General features: G+C 69.0%; 18 protein-coding genes. 8 read left to right on the top strand and 10 right to left on the bottom strand.

Annotated features, from left to right (window positions below; all coding sequences use genetic code 11):
* The first annotated feature begins 345 nt into the window (after positions 1-345).
* Positions 346-1,119, top strand: coding sequence for a phytanoyl-CoA dioxygenase family protein (locus BAMB_RS15780; RefSeq protein WP_011658190.1), 774 nt, complete (start codon positions 346-348; stop codon positions 1,117-1,119).
* 217 nt (positions 1,120-1,336) lie between these two features.
* Here BAMB_RS15780 and BAMB_RS15775 read toward each other — a convergent pair whose 3' ends face one another.
* Positions 1,337-1,543 (bottom strand): DUF3185 family protein, encoded by a 207-nt coding sequence (locus BAMB_RS15775; RefSeq protein ID WP_011658189.1) that lies wholly within the window; start codon positions 1,541-1,543, stop codon positions 1,337-1,339.
* A 184-nt stretch (positions 1,544-1,727) separates the two neighbouring features.
* On the opposite strand from BAMB_RS15775, the gene mgrA reads away from it, so the two are divergent.
* Complete coding sequence (mgrA, locus tag BAMB_RS15770; RefSeq protein ID WP_011658188.1) at positions 1,728-2,771, top strand: L-glyceraldehyde 3-phosphate reductase; 1,044 nt, start codon at positions 1,728-1,730, stop codon at positions 2,769-2,771.
* A 120-nt stretch (positions 2,772-2,891) separates the two neighbouring features.
* Here mgrA and BAMB_RS15765 read toward each other — a convergent pair whose 3' ends face one another.
* Entirely contained in the window at positions 2,892-3,077 is a 186-nt protein-coding gene (locus tag BAMB_RS15765; protein WP_011658187.1) for a hypothetical protein, read from the bottom strand.
* Positions 3,078-3,374: 297 nt separating this feature from the next.
* A complete protein-coding gene (locus BAMB_RS15760; RefSeq protein ID WP_011658186.1) occupies positions 3,375-4,256 on the bottom strand; it encodes a DMT family transporter in 882 nt (293 codons plus the stop codon).
* Between the two features lie 1,001 nt (positions 4,257-5,257).
* Here BAMB_RS15760 and BAMB_RS15745 point away from each other — a divergent pair.
* Together BAMB_RS15745 and BAMB_RS15740 are read left to right on the top strand one after the other, a co-directional pair.
* The gene (locus BAMB_RS15745; protein ID WP_006753011.1) at positions 5,258-5,470 is read left to right on the top strand and encodes a hypothetical protein; all 213 of its coding nucleotides are present in this window, start codon (positions 5,258-5,260) and stop codon (positions 5,468-5,470) included.
* Positions 5,471-5,528: 58 nt separating this feature from the next.
* The gene (locus BAMB_RS15740) at positions 5,529-6,551 is read left to right on the top strand and encodes a serine/threonine protein kinase (protein WP_082089604.1); all 1,023 of its coding nucleotides are present in this window, start codon (positions 5,529-5,531) and stop codon (positions 6,549-6,551) included.
* 73 nt (positions 6,552-6,624) lie between these two features.
* Here the strand turns inward: BAMB_RS15740 and BAMB_RS15735 are convergent, their stop codons facing one another.
* On the bottom strand, positions 6,625-8,067 hold the full coding sequence (locus BAMB_RS15735) for a coniferyl aldehyde dehydrogenase (RefSeq protein ID WP_011658182.1): 1,443 nt from the start codon (positions 8,065-8,067) through the stop codon (positions 6,625-6,627).
* 720 nt (positions 8,068-8,787) lie between these two features.
* On the opposite strand from BAMB_RS15735, the gene BAMB_RS15730 reads away from it, so the two are divergent.
* Positions 8,788-10,428, top strand: coding sequence for a GMC family oxidoreductase (locus tag BAMB_RS15730; protein WP_011658181.1), 1,641 nt, complete (start codon positions 8,788-8,790; stop codon positions 10,426-10,428).
* 33 nt (positions 10,429-10,461) lie between these two features.
* Here the strand turns inward: BAMB_RS15730 and BAMB_RS15725 are convergent, their stop codons facing one another.
* The 6 genes from BAMB_RS15725 to fliF are packed head-to-tail and all read right to left on the bottom strand — an operon-like array spanning position 10,462 to position 17,284.
* Positions 10,462-11,829 (bottom strand): flagellar hook-length control protein FliK, encoded by a 1,368-nt coding sequence (locus BAMB_RS15725; RefSeq protein ID WP_011658180.1) that lies wholly within the window; start codon positions 11,827-11,829, stop codon positions 10,462-10,464.
* A gap of 31 nt (positions 11,830-11,860) precedes the next feature.
* Positions 11,861-12,319, bottom strand: a complete 459-nt coding sequence (gene fliJ, locus BAMB_RS15720; protein ID WP_011658179.1) for a flagellar export protein FliJ — start codon at positions 12,317-12,319, stop codon at positions 11,861-11,863.
* Between the two features lie 5 nt (positions 12,320-12,324).
* Positions 12,325-13,866: a flagellar protein export ATPase FliI gene (gene fliI / locus BAMB_RS15715; protein WP_011658178.1), complete on the bottom strand. Its 1,542-nt coding sequence runs from the start codon at positions 13,864-13,866 to the stop codon at positions 12,325-12,327.
* A complete protein-coding gene (fliH, locus tag BAMB_RS15710; protein WP_006753018.1) occupies positions 13,860-14,543 on the bottom strand; it encodes a flagellar assembly protein FliH in 684 nt (227 codons plus the stop codon). Before fliH ends, fliI begins: the two co-directional genes overlap by 7 nt.
* A complete protein-coding gene (gene fliG / locus BAMB_RS15705; RefSeq protein ID WP_006753019.1) occupies positions 14,536-15,531 on the bottom strand; it encodes a flagellar motor switch protein FliG in 996 nt (331 codons plus the stop codon). The genes fliH and fliG overlap by 8 nt, the downstream gene beginning before the upstream one ends.
* Complete coding sequence (gene fliF, locus BAMB_RS15700; protein ID WP_011658177.1) at positions 15,521-17,284, bottom strand: flagellar basal-body MS-ring/collar protein FliF; 1,764 nt, start codon at positions 17,282-17,284, stop codon at positions 15,521-15,523. Before fliF ends, fliG begins: the two co-directional genes overlap by 11 nt.
* A gap of 249 nt (positions 17,285-17,533) precedes the next feature.
* Here fliF and fliE point away from each other — a divergent pair, with 249 nt between their 5' ends.
* The 3 genes from fliE to BAMB_RS15685 all read left to right on the top strand — a co-directional run bounded on the left by fliE (position 17,534) and on the right by BAMB_RS15685 (position 18,790).
* A complete protein-coding gene (fliE, locus tag BAMB_RS15695; RefSeq protein ID WP_006761724.1) occupies positions 17,534-17,878 on the top strand; it encodes a flagellar hook-basal body complex protein FliE in 345 nt (114 codons plus the stop codon).
* Positions 17,879-18,026: 148 nt separating this feature from the next.
* A complete protein-coding gene (fliS, locus tag BAMB_RS15690) occupies positions 18,027-18,461 on the top strand; it encodes a flagellar export chaperone FliS (protein ID WP_006756023.1) in 435 nt (144 codons plus the stop codon).
* A complete protein-coding gene (locus BAMB_RS15685) occupies positions 18,458-18,790 on the top strand; it encodes a flagellar protein FliT (protein ID WP_011658175.1) in 333 nt (110 codons plus the stop codon). Before fliS ends, BAMB_RS15685 begins: the two co-directional genes overlap by 4 nt.
* The last annotated feature ends 15 nt before the right edge of the window (positions 18,791-18,805 follow it).

Below are 18,805 nucleotides of genomic sequence, written 5' to 3'. Positions count from 1 at the left end.
TGCTTCGCTTGTATGGATGGCGCCCTTGAAGAGCGCACTGGTATGAACGGCCTCGGATGACGCAACGGATCTTACCGAAAGTCGTTGCGCGCCGCGCCCGCCAGAATTGACAGGCCGCGACAGGCTACAAGGGTTTCGTGACGCGCAAAAGTCGCGATAAACCCTTGTGCCGCAAGCGAGTCGCCGCATACCGCCTGTCGCTGAGGCTCGCGCCGCGCCGTACAGTTCCCTTGATCCCGATCAAATCCGCGATTGGCATGCCCCTGCGCACGACAATGGCGCTGTTCGCGGTATCCGGCGCCGATTTACAATCGTCAAATTCACACAATAAACGTCTGGCATCCCATGTCGTCTTCATTGCAGTCGGAATCGATCCGCGCGCAAGTCGCGGAATTGCGCGAACGCGGTTTCGTCGTCGCGCGCGGCCTCGTCAGCGAAGCGCAGTGCGCGGCGCTCAAGCGCATCGCGGAGCGCCAGTTGCAGGAAGCGGCGGAGCCGATCGAGTTCGAGGCGGATTTGCGCTACCCGGGCGCGCCCGAGTCCAAGCATGCGCCGGGCGGCCATACGGTGCGGCGGCTGCTGGACGCCTATGGGCGCGATCTGGCGTTCGCCGAGCGCGCGATCGCGCCCGAAATCGGCGCGTGGATGCGCGAGTACTTCGGCGAGCAGCCGGTGCTGTCGCGCACGCATCACAACTGCATGATGACGAAGCACCCCGCGTACGGCAGCCTGACGGGCTGGCATCGCGACTTCCGCTACTGGTCGTTCGAACGCGCGGACATGGTGTCGGTGTGGCTCGCGCTCGGGCCGGAAACGAATGAAAACGGCGCGCTCTGGCTGGTGCCCGGGTCGCACACGGCCGAATTCGGGTCGGAAGCGTTCGACGACGCGAAGTTCTTCCGCAGCGACCTGCCGGAAAACCGCAAGGTGATCGATGCGGCAACCTGCCCGCCGCTCCAGACGGGCGACGTCGTGTTCTTCCACTGCAACACGCTGCATTCGGCGGGGCAGAACCGCTCCGACCAGGTGAAGTTCTCGCTCGTCTACACGTATCACGGGGTGAGCAACCGGCCGGTGCCGGGCACGCGTTCGGCGACGAAGCCGGAAGTGCAGTTCTAGCAGCGGTTCGGACGGCGATGCAGCCGTGCCGGTCGCCCGAAGCCGGTCGCCCGAAGCCGGTCGCCCGCAGCCGGTCGCCCGCAGCCGGTCGCCCGCTGCGGCGCTGCGGCCGCGCGGGCGGATGAAGAAACGGGCGGCCTGGGCCGCCCGTTGCGTTTTGAGCCGCCCGCTCGCGCGCCGCGAATCGTCGCGTGTCGCAAGCCGCGCGGCTACGCGATCAGCGCTTGTTGCCCGGCATCGCGAGGCCGATCAGGCCGATCAGCGACGCGACGGCGCCACCGGCGATCAGCAGGATCGTCTTCGTGGCGGGCGAGCCGGTGAAGACGCGCGACATGTTGTCGTTGATCGAATGGAACGACTGGCCGCCGAAATACAGCAGCACGACGCCGCCGACGAGCAGTGCAACCGAGATGACCCGGGACATACCAACCTCGCTGTAACGGTGATTCGAGACGCCGCAGTGTAGGCGACGCGCGCGGTCGCGTCCATTGCCGTGCAGGCTCGCGCCGCGTTCGCTACCATAGCCGTCGTTGTTTCCTTCGCCGCCGGCGCGCGATGCTCGCGTGCGGCGCGCGTCCCTTCCCCCGACGTCCTGACGGAATCGACCCATGGCCTATGAAGCAGCTTCCGAACGTTATGCCGACATGCAATACCGCACCTGCGGCAAATCCGGGCTCAAACTGCCCGCGCTGTCGCTCGGTCTGTGGCACAACTTCGGCGACTCGACGCCGATCGACACGCAGCGCGACATCCTGCGCACCGCGTTCGATCTCGGCATCAATCACTTCGACCTGGCGAACAACTACGGGCCGCCGTACGGCAGCGCCGAAACCAATTTCGGCCGGCTGCTGAAGGAAGATTTCCGGCCGTACCGCGACGAGCTGCTGATCTCGACGAAGGCCGGCTGGGACATGTGGCCGGGGCCGTACGGCAGCGGCGGCGGGTCGCGCAAGTACGTGCTCGCGAGCCTCGACCAGAGCCTGCAGCGGATGGGCCTCGACTACGTCGACATCTTCTATTCGCATCGCTTCGACGCGCACACGCCGCTCGAGGAAACGGCCGGCGCGCTCGCGTCGGCCGTGCGGCAGGGCAAGGCGCTGTACATCGGCATCTCGTCGTACTCGGCCGCGAAGACGCGCGAGATGGCCGAACTGCTCGCGCAATACCAGGTGCCGCTGCTGATCCACCAGCCTTCGTACAACATGCTGAACCGCTGGATCGAGCAAGATCTGCTCGGGACGCTCGACGAGATCGGCACGGGCAGCATCGCGTTCACGCCGCTCGCGCAGGGGTTGCTGACGTCGAAATACCTGAACGGCGTGCCGGCCGATGCGCGGGTGAACAAGCCGGGCGGCGGTTCGCTGAAACAGGATCACCTGAGCGCGGACAACCTCGAGCACGTGCGCAAGCTCAACGGCATCGCGCAGCGGCGCGGGCAAAGCCTCGCGCAGATGGCGCTCGCGTGGGTGCTGCGCAATGGCCGCGTGACGTCGGCGCTGATCGGCGCGAGCCGCGCGGAGCAGGTGCGTGAAAACGTCGGCGCGCTGAAGAACCTCGAGTTCTCGGCCGACGAACTCGCGGAGATCGATCGTCATGCGACCGAAGGCGGCATCAATCTGTGGGAAAAGCCGTCCACCGATCAGGCGATCTGACCGTAGCGACGGCAGTCGATACGGAATGCGAACGATCGCATCCCGTATCGCGGCGCAAGCAAGCAAGCAAGCCGTCACGTCGCTGCGGTGCAGCGATGTGACCGGCGCGCGAACGCGTTGCTACAGCAGTGCGGGAAGGCCTTCGACGAGCAATACCGCAACGCCGACGCCGAGCATCACGCCGAGCACGCGCAGCAGGTTATGGCGGAATTGGGTCGCGCAGGGCACCGCGCCGAGAAATAGCGCGCCGGCCAGCGCCATCGGAATCAACAGGATGAAGTCGCCGATCGTGAAATAGGTCGTCATGCGTGTCTCCATAGTCGGCCGGCGCAGGCGCACGCGCCTGTACCCGCTCATGCCGGGCATTTCTAATATGTGCCGGACCGATTGCGAGTGGGGCCGGCAGTTCGAGTATAGGCAACCGCGCAGCGTTTTTCGCTATCCGAACCATTAAAAGTATGCGGGAACCCCGGGAATTCTGCATTTCCCCGTGGAATCAGACGAATGCCTTGCGCACGGCTTTCCGGCTCCTTTCCGTTTGCACCCAAACGTCGTACGTGTTCGATACGGGCCGCCGCAACCATGGGTGCGGCGGCCGTCCGCTTACGCGCGCTCGGGTTGCGCGCGAGCGGCCGGTGTGCGGAACACGAGCACGAGCCCCGCGACGATCGCCGCCATGCCGGCGAGCGCGAGCGGCGCCGGCCGGTTGCCGAGCCAGACCGCGTCCATCAGCGTGGTGACGACGGGCACGAGATAGAACAGGCTCGTCACGTTGACGAGATCGCCGCGCTGCATCAACCGGTAGAACAGCAACTGCGCGATCACCGAGATCACGATGCCGAGCCACAGCAGCGGCACGACGAACGCCCAGCTCGCATCGAGCGCGATGGGCCGGAACGGCAGGATCGCCACGCACAGCGCGAGGCCGATCGCGTTCTGCAGCGGCAGCACGTCGCCGGGCGCCGCACGCACGCGCTTTTGCAGCAGCGAGCCGACGGTCAGCGCGGCGAGTGCCGTGAGCGCGCAGGCGATGCCGATGATCGGCAGCCCGGCGCCGCCCACGCCGCGGCCCACGACGAGCGCGAGGCCGGCCAGCGACAGCGCGAGCCCCGCGACGCGCATCGGTTGCCAGCGCCGCTCGACCATCGCGAGCGTGACGATCGGCTGCACGCCGAGGATCGTCGCGAGCACGCCCGGTGCGATCCCCTGATCGAGCGCGAGCAGGTAGAAGATCGAATAGCCGCCCATCATCATCAGGCCGGTCAGCGCGGCCATGCGCCGCTCGCCGCGCGGCGGCAGCCAGCGGCCGCGCATGACGGCCAGGACGAGCAGCACGAGTGACGCGAGCGCGAAACGTGCGGTGAGAAAGACGAACGCGGATGCATGACGCAGACCGAGTTCAGCGAAGATCGCGCCGCTGCTCCACAGCAGCACGAAGAGCGACGTCACGCCATGCGCGGCGAGCGCGCGTTTGAACGAAACCATGTGAATCCACCTGTCGAACGGATCGATACGTTCCATGTCGCGCGCGCGGCAACGCGCTGTGCGTGACGACGCACGAACGGCTGCAAACGGGCGAATGGAAAACGAAAATTGAAAGCCGGCTGGTCAGCCGACGCGTGCCGCCGGCGAGGGCGGCGCGGCGCCGACGAGCGGCGGTGCGACAGGAGGAGGAAGGACCGACGGATGCGCGCACGCCTGCGGCCGCGAGTCGAACTGCGGCCGGGATTGAGCGAGTGCGGACGTGAACGGATGCATCGTGTCGAAATGCGCTTGAACGCGGATGAGCGTCAACGGTACCGCAAGGCGGCCATCCGGCGCAACTGTCTGCGCAAAGAGTCGGTTGCGTGCGGGAACGTCATGTGATGCCGCCGCGTTCGCGCAGGCGTGGCCATGCCGACCGCGAGCGCGGCGGCGAGCGCACGCAGCACGAGCATCTGACATTAGCGCGGCGTGACGGCGGCGACGAGCGTGAGCAGCGACGACAACAGCAGCGACATCGTCATCAACCAGTGGCGGCTCGCACGTTTCGACACGAAGCCCGCAAACAGTACCGCGACGCTCGCGGGCGAGTCGTTGCGCGAGCCGCGTTCGAGATAGGACGGGAGTCGTCGCTCTGCGCGGCCGCGGGCGTGGTTCCATCGGATGCGTTCAGACGAGATATCACGACGGCCGGAGCAAAGGCCAGACGATACGTGCATCGCGCAATTCGCGTGTGGATCGTATGCCCGGCGCGATTCGGCGGACAGTCACATTCGACAGGGTATGATGGGGGTATCCGCCCGTGCAAGCGCACGCGCGACGCAGTGGTTGATTGGAGACATTCGACGAATTCGCGGCACTTCGCCCGCTTCTTCTTCTTTTCGCGCTTCGATAAACCGTGAACAATGGGATCATGCGCAACACCCCGCCGAGGGCGGCGCGGATCGTGCATTTGCCGGCTCGTCAGCGGGCCGGGTTTCAAGATTCAAGAGTGGGGAACCATCATGCATGTCGGGTCGATTGTCTGCACTACCCATATCGCGGTGCCCAAGGGCGCGCGCGGCATCGTCCAGCGCCTTCTGGGCGACATGGCCATGGTGACCTGGTACGCGGGCGTGCCGGGCGAGTCGAAAGAACTCAACACCGAGCCGTTCTTTCTCGAGGACCTGATCGACACCGGCGAATCCGTGCTGCCGGCCGGCGCCGCGATTCACTGAGCACGCGCGCCGCATCGGACGCTCGTGTTTCGGCGCGGCTGACGGCACAATGCGGGGCATGACAGACGCCACTTCCGCCCCCGCTGCTCCCGCCGGCCCGCCGTTCGCCGGCCTCACGCCCGAATGCGTGCTCGACGCGCTCGACAGCGTGCTGATGCCGGCCGGGCTGCGCACCGACGGGCGCATGCTCGCCCTCAACAGCTACGAGAACCGCGTCTATCAGGTCGGCATCGAAGACGGCCCGCCCGTCGTCGCGAAGTTCTACCGGCCCGAGCGATGGTCGGACGACGCGATCCTCGAAGAACACGCATTCGTCGCCGAACTTGCCGTGCGCGAGATTCCGGTGGTGCCCGCGACCGCCTTCGACGGCCGCACGCTGCACGCGTTCGACGGCTTCCGCTTCTCGATCTTCGAGCGGCGCGGCGGCCGCGCACCCGATCTCGACCGCAGCGACACGCTCGAATGGCTCGGCCGCTTCATCGGCCGCATTCACGCGGTGGGCGCGACGCAGCCTTACGTCGCGCGTCCGGTGCTCGACATCCGCACGTTCGGCTACGAGCCGCGCGACTACCTGCTCGCGCACGATTTCATTCCCGACGATGTACGCCCTGCCTACGAGACGGCGGTCACGCTCGCGCTGGAAGGCGTCGAGGCCGCGTTCGAGCGTGCGGGCGAGATTCGCCTGCTGCGCACGCACGGCGATTGCCATCCGAGCAACGTGCTGTGGACCGACGCGGGGCCGCATTTCGTCGACTTCGACGACAGCCGGATGGCACCGGCGGTCCAGGACCTGTGGCTGCTGCTGCCGGGCGATCGCGAAGGCGCGTCGCGCGCGCTCGCGGACCTGCTCGCCGGTTATGAGGACTTCTGCGAATTCGAGCCGCGCGAGCTGCATCTGGTCGAAGCGCTGCGCACGCTGCGGTTGATCCACTACGCGGCGTGGCTTGCGCGCCGCTGGGACGATCCGGCGTTTCCGGCCGCGTTCCCGTGGTTCAACACGCATCGCTACTGGGAAGCACGCGTACTCGAGTTGCGCGAGCAGATCGGCGCGATGCAGGAAGGGCCGCTCTGGCCCGTGTGACGGCGCGCGCGGCAGCGTCGCCGCGCGGCATGTTCAAAGCGGGCCGCCACGCATCGCGCGCGGCCCGCATCGCTCAGAACTTCAGCATCATCCGGATCACCGCGGCGAAGCGCCTGCCGTAAGGCGGCGCGATCAGCCCGCGGGTATTCAGGCGCGCCTGCGTGAGCACGGGCTTCATCTTCGAGAACGTCACGAAGCCGTCGTAGCCGTGATACGCACCCATTCCGCTCGCGCCGACGCCGCCGAACGGCAAGCTGCCGCACGCGATGTGCAGCAGCGCGTCATTGACCGTCACGCCACCCGAGATCGTTTCGCGCATCACGCGGTCGACCGTGCCGCCATCCTCGTCGAACAGGTACAGCGCAAGCGGGCGCGGGCGCGCATTCACGTACGCGATCGCCTCGTCGAGCCGCTCGTACGGCACGAGCGGCAGCAAGGGCCCGAAGATTTCCTCCTGCATCAGCTGCGACGCGGCCGGCACGTGCGTGACCGCGCACGGCACGAAGCGGCGCGACGCGGGATCCGACTGCGCATCCGACAGCGGATGCAGTTGCGCGCCGGCCGCCTGCGCGTCGGTCGCAAGCTGCTGCAGCCGCGCGTAGTGGCGCGGCGACACGATCGTCGTGTAGTCGCCGTTGGTCGACAGGTCCGGATACAGCTTCGCGAAGCGCGCCCGCGCGCGCTCGATGAACGCGGCTTCCATCCCGCGCGGCAGCAGCACGTAGTCGGGCGCGATGCAGGTCTGGCCCGCGTTCAGCGTCTTGCCGCCGATGATCGCGTCGACCGCGGCATCGAAGCGCGCATTCGGGCCGATGATCGCCGGCGACTTGCCGCCGAGTTCGAGCGTGACGGGCGTGAGATTGTCGGCCGCGGCGCGCATCACGTGGCGGCCGACATGCGTCGAGCCGGTGAACAGCAGGTGATCGAACGGCAGCGCGCTGAACGCGGCGCCGATCTCGGCATCGCCGTTCACGACCGCGACGTGGTCGCGCGAGAAGGTCTTCGCGATCAGTTGCTCGAACAACGCCGACGTGCGCGGCGTCAGTTCGGACATCTTGATGATCGCGCGGTTGCCGGCCGCGAGCGCGCAGATCAGCGGCCCGGCCGCGAGCAGGATCGGATAGTTCCACGGCACGACGATGCCGACCACGCCGAGCGGTTGCGGCAGCACCTTCGCGCGCGCCGGCCGCAGCCACTTGTTCATCGGCTTGCTGATCGGCTTCATCCAGCGCTTGCCGTGCTTGAGCGCGTCGTCGATCTCTTCCTTCGCCATCCAGATTTCCGACAGCAGCACTTCCTGCTTCGCGCGGTGGCCGAAGTCGGCGCTGATCGCGTCGGCGAGTGCATCCGCGTGATCGAGCAGCATGGTGCGCAGCGCGCGCAGGTGCTGCGCGCGGGTGTCCCACTCCGGATACGGCGCGCGCAGGTAGGCCGCGCGCTGATCGCGCAGCAGCGCCGTCAGCGCATCGACCGACGGCAGCGCTTGCGGGGCCAGTTCGGGCAGGTCGTTCTTCATGTCGTCTCCTCCAGTTGGGCGTGGCACGTCGGCCAGCAGTCAGGCCGCACGTGAGCGCTCGGCGCGCGTGGCGGGGCGGATCAGGGTGGCGCGCGTCGCGCGGCGCGGGGCCGGATGCGATGCGCGGGTGGAAACAGCGTGCGGCGTGCGGCAAGCGTCGCATCCGCGCGACGGTGTTCGCGTCCGAAAACGGGGTTGCACGGCGCGCGCGTACGACCGGTTGCGATTGCCGGCTGCTGAGCGATGACGCGCTGCGGGTGCTTGCGCGCACACCGAAACGGGGCTGCGCGAAGCGCGCGTCGACCCACGCACCGGCAAGTCGGATCGCACATTCGACAGGCCGTCCAAACGGTCGGCGACACGTTGCATCGTTCGATTTCGACCGGCCGCGCGCACGGTGCCGGTCGCAACCATTCGGGCGTCCGTTTGAAATGAAATGCGGGCCGCGCGCGGTGCGTCCGGAACACCCGGTCGGCACGCGGCCTGCAGAACGTCGCGCTGCATCATCGTCTCCCTTTTTTCACGACGGCGCGGCTTCTGGCGGCCGCTGCCTCGCGTCGCATCGATCGATACATCTTAAATTTAGTTCACGCGGGCGTTTAGAGGAATCGCTCTTGAATCGGCGTGCCGCGCGCGCGACGGCCATTCCTACAATGCCCGAACATTACAAGCGGGAGCCGGCCGCGCCGGGCGCCGTTCATGACACGAAGGAGACGTGACATGCAATACGACTACATCATCGTGGGCGGCGGGTCGGGCGGCTCGAGCGTCGCCAGCCGCCTCGCCGATGCATGCCCCGACGCGACGATCGCGCTGATCGAGGCCGGCCCGCACACGGAGCGCAACCTGCTCGTCAACATGCCGGTGGGGATCGCGGCGCTCGTGCCGTTCAAGCTCGGCACGAACTACGGTTACGAGACGGTGCCGCAGCCGGGCCTCGGCGGCCGTCGCGGCTACCAGCCGCGCGGGCGCGGGATGGGCGGCTCGAGCGCGATCAACGCGATGATCTACACGCGCGGCCACCCGGGCGACTACGACGAGTGGGCCCAGCTCGGCGCGACGGGCTGGGGCTGGCAGGACGTGTTGCCGTATTTCCGCCGCGCGGAAGGCAACGCGCGCGGCGCCGATGCATGGCACGGCGCGGACGGCCCGTTGACGGTGTCCGATCTGCGCTTTCGCAATCCGTTCTCCGAACGATTCATCCAGGCCGCGCACGCGGCCGGCTATCCGCTGAACAACGATTTCAACGGCGCGACGCAGGAAGGCGTCGGCTTCTATCAGGTCACGCATCGCGACGGCTCGCGCTGCAGCGTCGCGCGTGCGTATATCTATGGCCGCAACCGGCCGAACCTGCACGTGATCACCGATGCGACGGTGCTGCGCGTGGGCTTCGACGGCAAGCGCGCGGTCGGCGTCGTGGTGTCGCGCGACGGGCGCGTCGAGACGCTCGGCGCGCGGGCGGAGGTGATTCTGTCGGCCGGCGCGTTCAATTCGCCGCAGCTGCTGATGTGCTCGGGGATCGGTCCGGCGGAGCAGCTGCGCCGGCACGGCATCGCGATCGTGCAGGACGCGCCGGACGTCGGCGCCAACCTGATCGACCATATCGACTTCATCATCAACACGCGCGTGAATTCGTCGGAGCTGGTCGGCATCTGCCTGCGCGGAATCGCGAAGATGACGCCGGCGCTCGCGCGCTATTTCTCGAGCCGCACGGGGATGATGACGAGCAACGTCGCGGAGGCCGGCGGCTTCATCAAGAGCGATCCGTCGCTCGACCGACCGGACCTGCAACTGCATTTCTGCACGGCGCTGGTCGACGACCACAACCGCAAGATGCATTGGGGCTTCGGCTATTCGCTGCACGTGTGCGCGCTGCGCCCGTTCAGCCGTGGCACGGTCGCGCTCGCGAGCGGCGATGCGCGCGACGCGCCGCTGATCGATCCGCGCTTCTTCAGCGATACGCGCGATCTCGACCTGCTCGTGCGCGGTGCGCAGGCGATGCGCCGGATCCTGTCGCAAACGCCGCTTGCGTCGCAAGGCGGGCGCGAGCTGTACACGCGGGCGGACCAGAGCGAAGCCGAGCTGCGCGCGACGATCGTCGCGCACGCCGACACGATCTATCACCCGGTCGGCACCTGCCGGATGGGTTCGGATGTGCGCGCGGTCGTGGATCCGCAACTGCGCGTGCGGGGTGTCGACGGGCTGCGGGTGGTGGACGCGTCGGTGATGCCGACGCTGATCGGCGGGAACACGAATGCGCCGTCGGTGATGATCGGCGAACGCGCGGCGGACTTCATCGTTGCGGCCCGCAAGGGCGCGGTGCCGCGCGGCGAGGCGGCCGCGGCGGTGCACGGCCGCTGAGCGGCGCGCACCGGCACGCGAGCGGCGCGATGCTCAGGCGAACGTATCGACGAGGCCCGCGCGGCTCACGGTCGCGCCGGCCGCTGCGGATTGCGCAGCGTCGACCGGTGCGTCGGCGGCTGACGATCCGGCGCGTGCGCGCGGCGACGGCCGGCCGCCGGCGAAGCTCTGTTGCGGGTTCTGCTGCTGCGACGCGAAGCCGCCGTCGCTGACGGTCGCGCTGCCCAGGCCGAGCCCGCCCGCTTCCATCGCTTCGCGCAGCTTCGGCAGCGCGGCTTCCACCGCGTCGCGCACCTGCGCGTGCTGCGAGACGAACAGCGCATGCGCGTGATTGTCCGCGACACGCAGCACGACCTGCAGCGGGCCGAGGTCCGGCGGGTTCAGCGTCAGCTCGGCGCTCTGCTGATGCGCATTCGACAGGAACACGACCTTCTGGCTCAGCGCGTCGGTCCAGTCAGCGGTGCCGACATGCGGGGCCAGCACATGGGCGTTGGCCGCGGCGACCGAGCTCGCGGCCGGCGATGCCTGGAGATTCGCCTGCGCGGCTGCTGCAGCCGTTGCGGCGGCAGCGACCGATGCGTCGGCGGCCGGGCTGGCGGCTTCCTCGGTGGCCGCGAGCGCATGCGCGGCCGGCTGGCCGGCGGCGCCCGCCTGCAGCGCCTGGGCGGTGGCTTGCGTGGGCGTCGGCTGCGGCGCGAGCGCGCCTTTCGCGTCGGCGAGCGTGCGGTCGAAGGTCGGGACTTTCGGCGTCAGCGGCGCGGCGGCCGCCGATGCGGACGTCGTCGATGCCGGCGCTGTCGCGGCCGTTGCTGCTGCCGTGCCCGTCGCGGGCATCGCGATCGCGCCCGCCCCGCCCGTCAGTTTCGCCAGCGCAGCTTGCAGCGCTTCGCGGCCCGATGCCGGCAACGCCGGCTCGGCGGCCGCATCCTTGCTGGCATGATTCGTCAGCGCGGCCGTGGCGTCGGGCTGGCCGGACACGGCCGTCGTTTGCGCGGCCGTGGCGGCGGTATCGGCAGCGGCACCGGCCGGCGCCGCGTCGTTCACGCGCGCCTGCAGCTGCGCCTGAACGGCGGCGGCCGCGGCGAGCGCGGCGGCGTCGGCGTTGGGCGTCGCATTCGCGTCGTCGGTCGACTTGTCGTCGACGCGGTCGGCGGGCTTCGCGCCGGCGGGCGACGTCGACGACGCCTGTTGCGTCGCCGTATCCGGCTTGCCGGCGTTCGCCGTGTCGTGCCGTGTGACGACGCTTTGCTTCAGCGTCTGCGCGAACGGCACGGCGGCCTGGCTGGTTGCGGCATCGTTGCCGGCGGACGTCGCGGCGGCGGACGAACCCGCGCCGCGCGCGGCCTTGATGGCGGTGCCGGCGGTGTCGAGCAGCGCGCCGAGCAGGGGCAGGGGAGGCATGGCGATTCTCTCGTTCGAAAGCGGTGAGCGGTTACGCCGAGCGGGCCGCGTCGGCCCGCATGCGCAGAATCTTCGCGGCGTGTTCGTCGGCGTCGCGCTGTTCGCGCTTCGCGGCACGCTGCGTTTCCTGCGCGACGCCGCGCGCCTGCAGGGTTTCGTATGAGCCGACGGTGCGTTTCTTCTGTTGCCAGTTCGGACGCGCCTCGTCGATGCGCAGTTCGGCCGCGGCCAGCACGGTGCGCTGCTGCGCGATCGCCGCGTCGAGCGTATCGATGAACGCCTGGAAATTGCGCCAGTTGCCGGCCGGCATCCCGTGCTGCGCGGACTGCGAAAAGCGCGCGTGGTATTCGTCGCGATAGCGCAGCAGCGCGTCGAGCTGTTCGGCGGCCGCGGTGCGGTCGCGCTGCGCGGTGCCGAGCTGCTTCGTGGCCGTGTCGAGATCTTCCTGCGCGCGGTCGAGCAGCAGTTGAAGGGGAAAGCCGTGTGCCATCGGAATCAGCCTCCGTGTACGTCGAACAGCGCATCGAGCCCGGCGAGGCTCGACGCGAACGGCGCGCATTCGCGAAAGCCCTGCTGCAGGAACGATTCGATGCGCGGATAGAGCGCGATCGCGCGGTCGAGCTGCGCGTCGCGGCCCGGTGCATACGCGCCGACCGCGATCAGGTCGCGATTGCGCTGGTAGCGCGACAGCATCTGCTTGAACTGCCGCACGCGGTCGAGATGCGTTTCGTCGATCAGCGCGGTCATCGCGCGGCTGATCGACGCCTCGATGTCGATCGCCGGATAGTGGCCGGCCTCGGCGAGCGCGCGCGACAGCACGATGTGGCCGTCGAGGATCGCGCGCGCCGAGTCGGCAATCGGGTCCTGCTGGTCGTCGCCTTCGGTCAGCACCGTGTAGAACGCGGTGATCGAGCCGCCGCCTTCGGGCCCGTTGCCGGTGCGCTCGACGAGCGCGGGCAGCTTCGCGAACACCGACGGAGGATAGCCCTTGGTCGCGGGCGGCTCGCCGATCGCGAGCGCGATCTCGCGCTGCGCCATCGCGTAGCGCGTCAGCGAATCCATCAGCAGCAGCACGTGCTTGCCCTGATCGCGGAAATACTCGGCGAGCGACGTCGCGTAGGCGGCGCCCTGCATCCGCAGCAGCGGCGACACGTCGGCCGGCGCCGCGACGACGACCGAGCGCGCGAGCCCGTCCTCGCCGAGGATTTGTTCGATGAATTCCTTCACTTCGCGGCCGCGTTCGCCGATCAGCCCGATCACGATCACTTCCGCGCTGGTGTAGCGCGCCATCGTGCCGAGCAGCACCGACTTGCCGACGCCGGACCCCGCGAACAGGCCCATCCGCTGCCCGCGGCCGACGGTGAGCAGCGCGTTGATCGCGCGCACGCCGACGTCGAGCACGCTGTGGATCGGCTCGCGATCGAGCGGATTGATCGACGGCGCCGACAGCGAAGCGTCGACCTTCGACGCGAGCGGGCCGAGGCCATCGAGCGGGCGGCCCGACGCATCGACGACACGCCCGAGCATCTCCCAGCCGACCGGCAGCCGTTTGGCGCCCGCGAGCGGATCGGCGACGGGCGCGCTTTCGCGCGGCCACACGCGTGCGCCGGGCAGCACGCCGGCGACGTCGGTGGTCGGCATCAGGAACAGGCGATCGCCGGAGAACCCGACGACTTCCGCTTCCGCGTGCGGCAGCGTGCTGCCGGGCGGCAGTTCGATCGTGCATTCGGCGCCGACCGACAGGCGCAGCCCGATCGCCTCGAGCACGAGGCCCGCGGCGCGCGTGAGGCGCCCGCACGGCCGCAGCGGCAGCGCGCGCTGGCTGCGCGTCGCGAGGCCGTTCAGGTGCGTGCGCCAGTGCGCGAGATGCGGATTGTGCGGGGCGCGCGGCGCGTCGTCCGCAGCGGGTGCCGCGTGCGGAGCGGCGCCGTGTGCGGGGTCATGCGCGCCGTCGGGGCCGAACGACGCGAGCGCGAGTTCGCGCTCGAGCGGCGTCATCCCGTCGTACAGGATCGATTCGGGCGTGGGCGTCACCATGCGCTCACCTTGCCGATCGCGGCGGCGACACGCTGCCAGCGGGTGGGCAGCGTCGCGTCGACCTCGCCCGTCGCGGCGTGCGCGCGGCAGCCGCCGCGCTCGATCGACGTGTCGGTGCGCACGGTCCAGCCGAGCGTATCGAGATCGTCCTGCAGATAGGCTTCGACGACGGGCAGGTCGGCCGGATTCACCGCGAGATGCGGCGCGCCGGACAACGCCGGTTCGGCGGCGAGCACGTCGCGCACGGCCGCGACGAGCGCCGCGGGATCGTGCTTGACGTGCTGGCGCACGACCTGCTGCGCGATGTCGAGCGCGAGTTGCGCGAGATCGGACGCGAGATCGTGCTCGGCGCTCGACACGGCTTCGCGGAACGACGCGGCGAGCGCCGCGAGCTGCGCGGCCTGTTCGCGGGCTTCGGCCTGGCCGGCCTCGAAACCCTGCTCGCGGCCCTGGTCGAAACCGGCCTGGTAACCCAGCGCCTGGCCTTCGACGTGACCGGCCGCATGGCCTTCGGCATGCGCGGCGTCGCGCACGCGCTGCAGTTCCTCGGCGAGCGCGGCCGCGGCCGCGGCCGCGTCGTCGGGCGGCGGCGGGGGCGGCGGCGGATCGAACGACGCCATCTCCCACCGCTGGTACGCGGTGAGGGTGGCGGCCCGATCGCGCACGGAATCAGACATATGCGTCTTCCGCCTTGCCGCCGATCACGATCTGACCGCTTTCGGCGAGGTTGCGCACGATCTGCAGGATGCGGCGCTGCTGCGTCTCGACTTCCGACACGCGCACCGGGCCGCGTGCGTCGAGATCCTCCGCGAGCAGTTCGGCCGCGCGTTGCGACATGTTCGCGAGGAACTTCTGGCGCAGCGCGGGCGGCGCGCCCTTCAGCGCGATGATCAGCGTTTCCGACTCGACTTCCTTCAGCACCATCTGGATCGCGCGATCCTCGAGGTCGAGCAGGTTCTCGAACACGAACATCTGGTCGACGATCTTCTGCGCGAGGTCGGCGTCGTACTGGCGCACGCTTTCGAGCACGCCTTCTTCATGATTGCTCGTCATGAAGTTGAGGATCTCGGCCGCGGTGCGGATGCCGCCCATCGGGCTGCGCTTCAGGTTGTCGCTGCCGGACAGCAGGCCGGTGAGCACGTCGTCGAGCTCGCGCAGCGCGGCCGGCTGGATACCGTCGAGCGTCGCGATCCGCAGCAGCACGTCGTTGCGCAGCCGTTCGGTGAAGCACGACGCGATCTCGGACGCCTGGTCGCGGTCGAGATGCACGAGGATCGTCGCGATGATCTGCGGATGCTCGTTCTTGATCAGTTCGGCCACCGCGCCCGAGTCCATCCACTTCAGGCCCTCGATGCCGCTCGTGTCGCTGCCCTGCAGGATCCGGTCGATCAGCACGCCGGCCTTGTCCTCGCCGAGCGCCTTGGTCAGCACCGAGCGGATGTACTCGCTGGAATCGAGCGACAGCGCGGTGTGCTGCTCGGCTTCCTTCGCGAATTCCTGCAGCACGCCCTCGACCTGCTCGCGCGTGACGTTCTTCAGCGCGGCCATCGCGGCGCCGATCTTCTGCACCTCGCGCGGCGCGAGGAACTTGAATACTTCAGCGGCCTCTTCCTCGCCGATCGACATCAGCAGCAGCGCGCTCTTGGTCAGGCCTTCAGCGTTCATCGGACACCCAGTTCTTCACGACGGTGGCGACGATCTTCGGATCCTGGCGGGCGATCGTGCGCGCGTAGTCGAGGTTGCGTTCGTAGCGGTTCTTTTCGTTCTCGAAGCCCAGCAGCAGCGGATCGGGCTCGTCGGCCCTGTCCGGGGCGGGCAGGCCGTCGAGTGCGACCGGATCGTCCGGCGCCGCGAGCGCCGGGGCGACCGGCTCGGGCGGCGGGAACGCGCGGCGCATCGCCGGGCGCACGAACATGAAATAGAGCGCCGCCGCGGCTGCCGCGATGCCGAGCCACTTCGCGGCTTCCTTCGCCATCGCGATCATGTCCGGCTGGCGCCACCACGGCAGGTCGGCGTACGGATCGCCGACGCTCGAGAACGCGCTGTTCACGACGTTCACCGAGTCGCCGCGCTTCTCGTCGTAGCCCATCGCGTCCTTCACGAGCTGCTCGACCTGCGCGAGCTTGGGCGGCGGCAGCGGCTGCATCGTCACGTGGCCCTTCGCGTCGGCGACCGGCTGGTAGTTGACGACGACGGCGACCGACAGCCGCTTCACGTTGCCCATCGGCTGCTCGACGTGGCGGATCGTCTTGTCGAGCTCGTAGTTGGTGGTCTGGTCCTTGCGGTCGCTGACGGGCGTCGACTGCGCGCCGTTCTGGCCGTTGCCGGCGACGATCGGCGCGGAGGCCGGCTGCGGCGGCGTGTTCGACAGCGCGCCCGGCACGCCCGATGCGCCGCCCTGCGCGAGCTCGGTTGCGCTGCTGGTCTGCTGGCTGCGGATCGCGGCCTGCTGCGGCGTGCCGTTCGGGCTGTAGCTTTCCGAGGTCTGCTCGAGCTTCGAGAAATCGATGTCGGCGCTGACCTGCGAGCGCGCGTTGCCGGTACCGAAGATCGGCGCGAGGATCGAATCGATGCGCTTCTGCGTATTGCGCTCGACCTGCTGCACGTACTTGAGCTGGCTCGCGTCGAGGCCGGAGGCCGACGCGGTCTGCGTCAGCAGGTTGCCGTCCTGGTCGACGATCGTCACGTTCTTCGCCGGCATGTCGGGCACGCCGGACGACACCATCCGCGTGATCGCCTGCACCTGGCCCTCGTCGAGCACGCGGCCCGGGTAGAGGTCGACGAACACCGACGCGCTCGGCGCTTCCTTGTCGCGCACGAACACCGACGGCTTCGGGATCGCGAGATGCACGCGCGCGCCGCGCACGGCGTTGATCGATTCGATCGTGCGCTGCAGCTCGCCTTCGAGCGCGCGCTGGTAGTTCACCTGCTCGGCGAACTGGCTGATGCCGAATTTCTGGTTGTCCATCAGCTCGAAACCGACCGAGCCGCCCTTGGGCAGGCCCAGCGCGGCGAGCTTCAGGCGCGTTTCATGCACCTGGTTCGACGGCACGAGGATCGCGCCGCCGGCGTCGGCGAACTTGTACGGAACGTTGGCCTGCTGGAGCGCGGCGATGATCGCGCCGCCGTCGCGGTCCGACAGGTTGCTGTACAGCACGCGATAGTCGGGCGCGCGGCTCCACAGCACGAGCGCGGTGATCGCGGCGATCGCGAACGCGACGGCGATCACGAACGGCAGCTTCGGGTTGCCCTTCATCCGCGAGATGCCGGGGATGCGTTCCGCGAAACCGCCGAACCCGAAGTCCGCGCCGGCGCCGCCTGCTCCCGGCAACGCGGCGGCCGCGGTGGCGCCTGGCACCGGGCTGGCGAGGCCCGTGCGGGCGTCGGGGTTGATCAGCGAGTTGGCCTGCGAATCCATGCGTGGAGTTTCTCCGGAGCGGGACGACTGAGCCGCTCGGACGAGCGGACGGACAATGACACGTTGCGATTATCGGGATCCGGGGGCGACTCCGATCGACCGAAAAGAGCGGGGTTTCCCCCGTACTTTCGCGGCTTTGGCGGGCGCCGCGCTGCTATCCTTTTTCGCGATCCGGCATGGTGCGCATGGTGCGGCGCCGGCGCGAACGCCCGGTGGGCCCGGGTCTCTTCTCTTATGTGTGGGGACAGCATGACTGCCAACGTCAGCGGAATCGGTTCGGTGTTGCAACAGATGCAGGCGATGGCCGCGCAGGCGGGCGGCGGCGTCGCGAGCCCGACGGCGGCGCTCGCCGGCTCGGGCGCCGCGACGGCCGGCACGTTCGCGAGCGCGATGAAGGCGTCGCTCGACAAGATCAGCGGCGACCAGCAGCACGCGCTCGGCGAGGCGCAGGCGTTCGAGGTCGGCGCGGCGAACGTGTCGCTGAACGACGTGATGGTCGACATGCAGAAGGCCAACATCGGCTTCCAGTTCGGGCTCCAGGTCCGCAACAAGCTCGTGAGCGCGTACAACGACATCATGCAGATGTCGGTGTGACGAGCCGGTCACGCCGCGGCGGCCGGGCTGGCGGCCCGCGCGCCTAAAGCTTTTCAATTCCCTTCCGATAACTCCGGTACAAGGCCGCGTCGTGCAACGCAGGGCGGCGGCCTCCGCATAGCCAACGCATCACAAGGAGAAGAAGCGCATGTTTTCCCCAGGACACGCTGGAGCCAGTGCGTACGCGCGTGTCGGCGTCGAGACGGGGGTGATGGGCGCCTCCCCGCACCGGCTGATCGCGATGCTGTACCAGGGCGCGCGGCAGGCCATCGCGCTCGCGCGCATGCACCTGCAGCAGGGCAACGTGCCCGCACGCGGCGAAGCGATCGGCAAGGCGATCGGGATCGTCGAGAGCGGGCTGCAGGCGGCGCTGAACCGCGACGCGGGCGGCGAGATCGCCGGGCGCCTGGATGCGCTGTACGCCTATATCGTGCGGCGCCTGCTGGAAGCCAACATGCACGCGAGCGACGCGATGCTGGTCGAGGTCGACGGACTGCTCGCCACGCTCGAGGAAGCGTGGACGGGCATCGCCCCCGAAGTCGCGCGGATGACCGCGCAACAGGCGGCGGACGCGGCGCGATGAATCTCAAGGCCGAATACTTCGCCCGCTACGAGGCGCTCGCGGCCGTGTCGGGCCGCATGCTGAGCGCGGCACGCGGTGCCGACTGGAGCGCACTGCCGGAATTGCAGGACGAATTCCTGCGGCTCGTCCACGGGCTGAAGGAGGCCGATCCGGGCGTCGCGCTCGACGAATCGGACCTCGGCCGCAAGCTCGGGCTGATCCGCCGCATCCTCGCCGACGACGCCGCGATCCGCGATCTCGCGAGCCCGGAAGTCGCGCGGCTGTCCGCGCTGTTCGAGGCGCGGCGCTCGACCAAGGTATTGACCGATCTCTACCGCGCGCGCGGCTAGTGCCCGTTTGCCGGG

The organism is Burkholderia ambifaria AMMD (assembly GCF_000203915.1).
GTDB classification, from domain to species: Bacteria; Pseudomonadota; Gammaproteobacteria; order Burkholderiales; family Burkholderiaceae; genus Burkholderia; species Burkholderia ambifaria.
The sequence above is the reverse complement of the archived record's forward strand: the minus strand, read 5'-3'. Positions and strand labels throughout refer to the sequence as shown.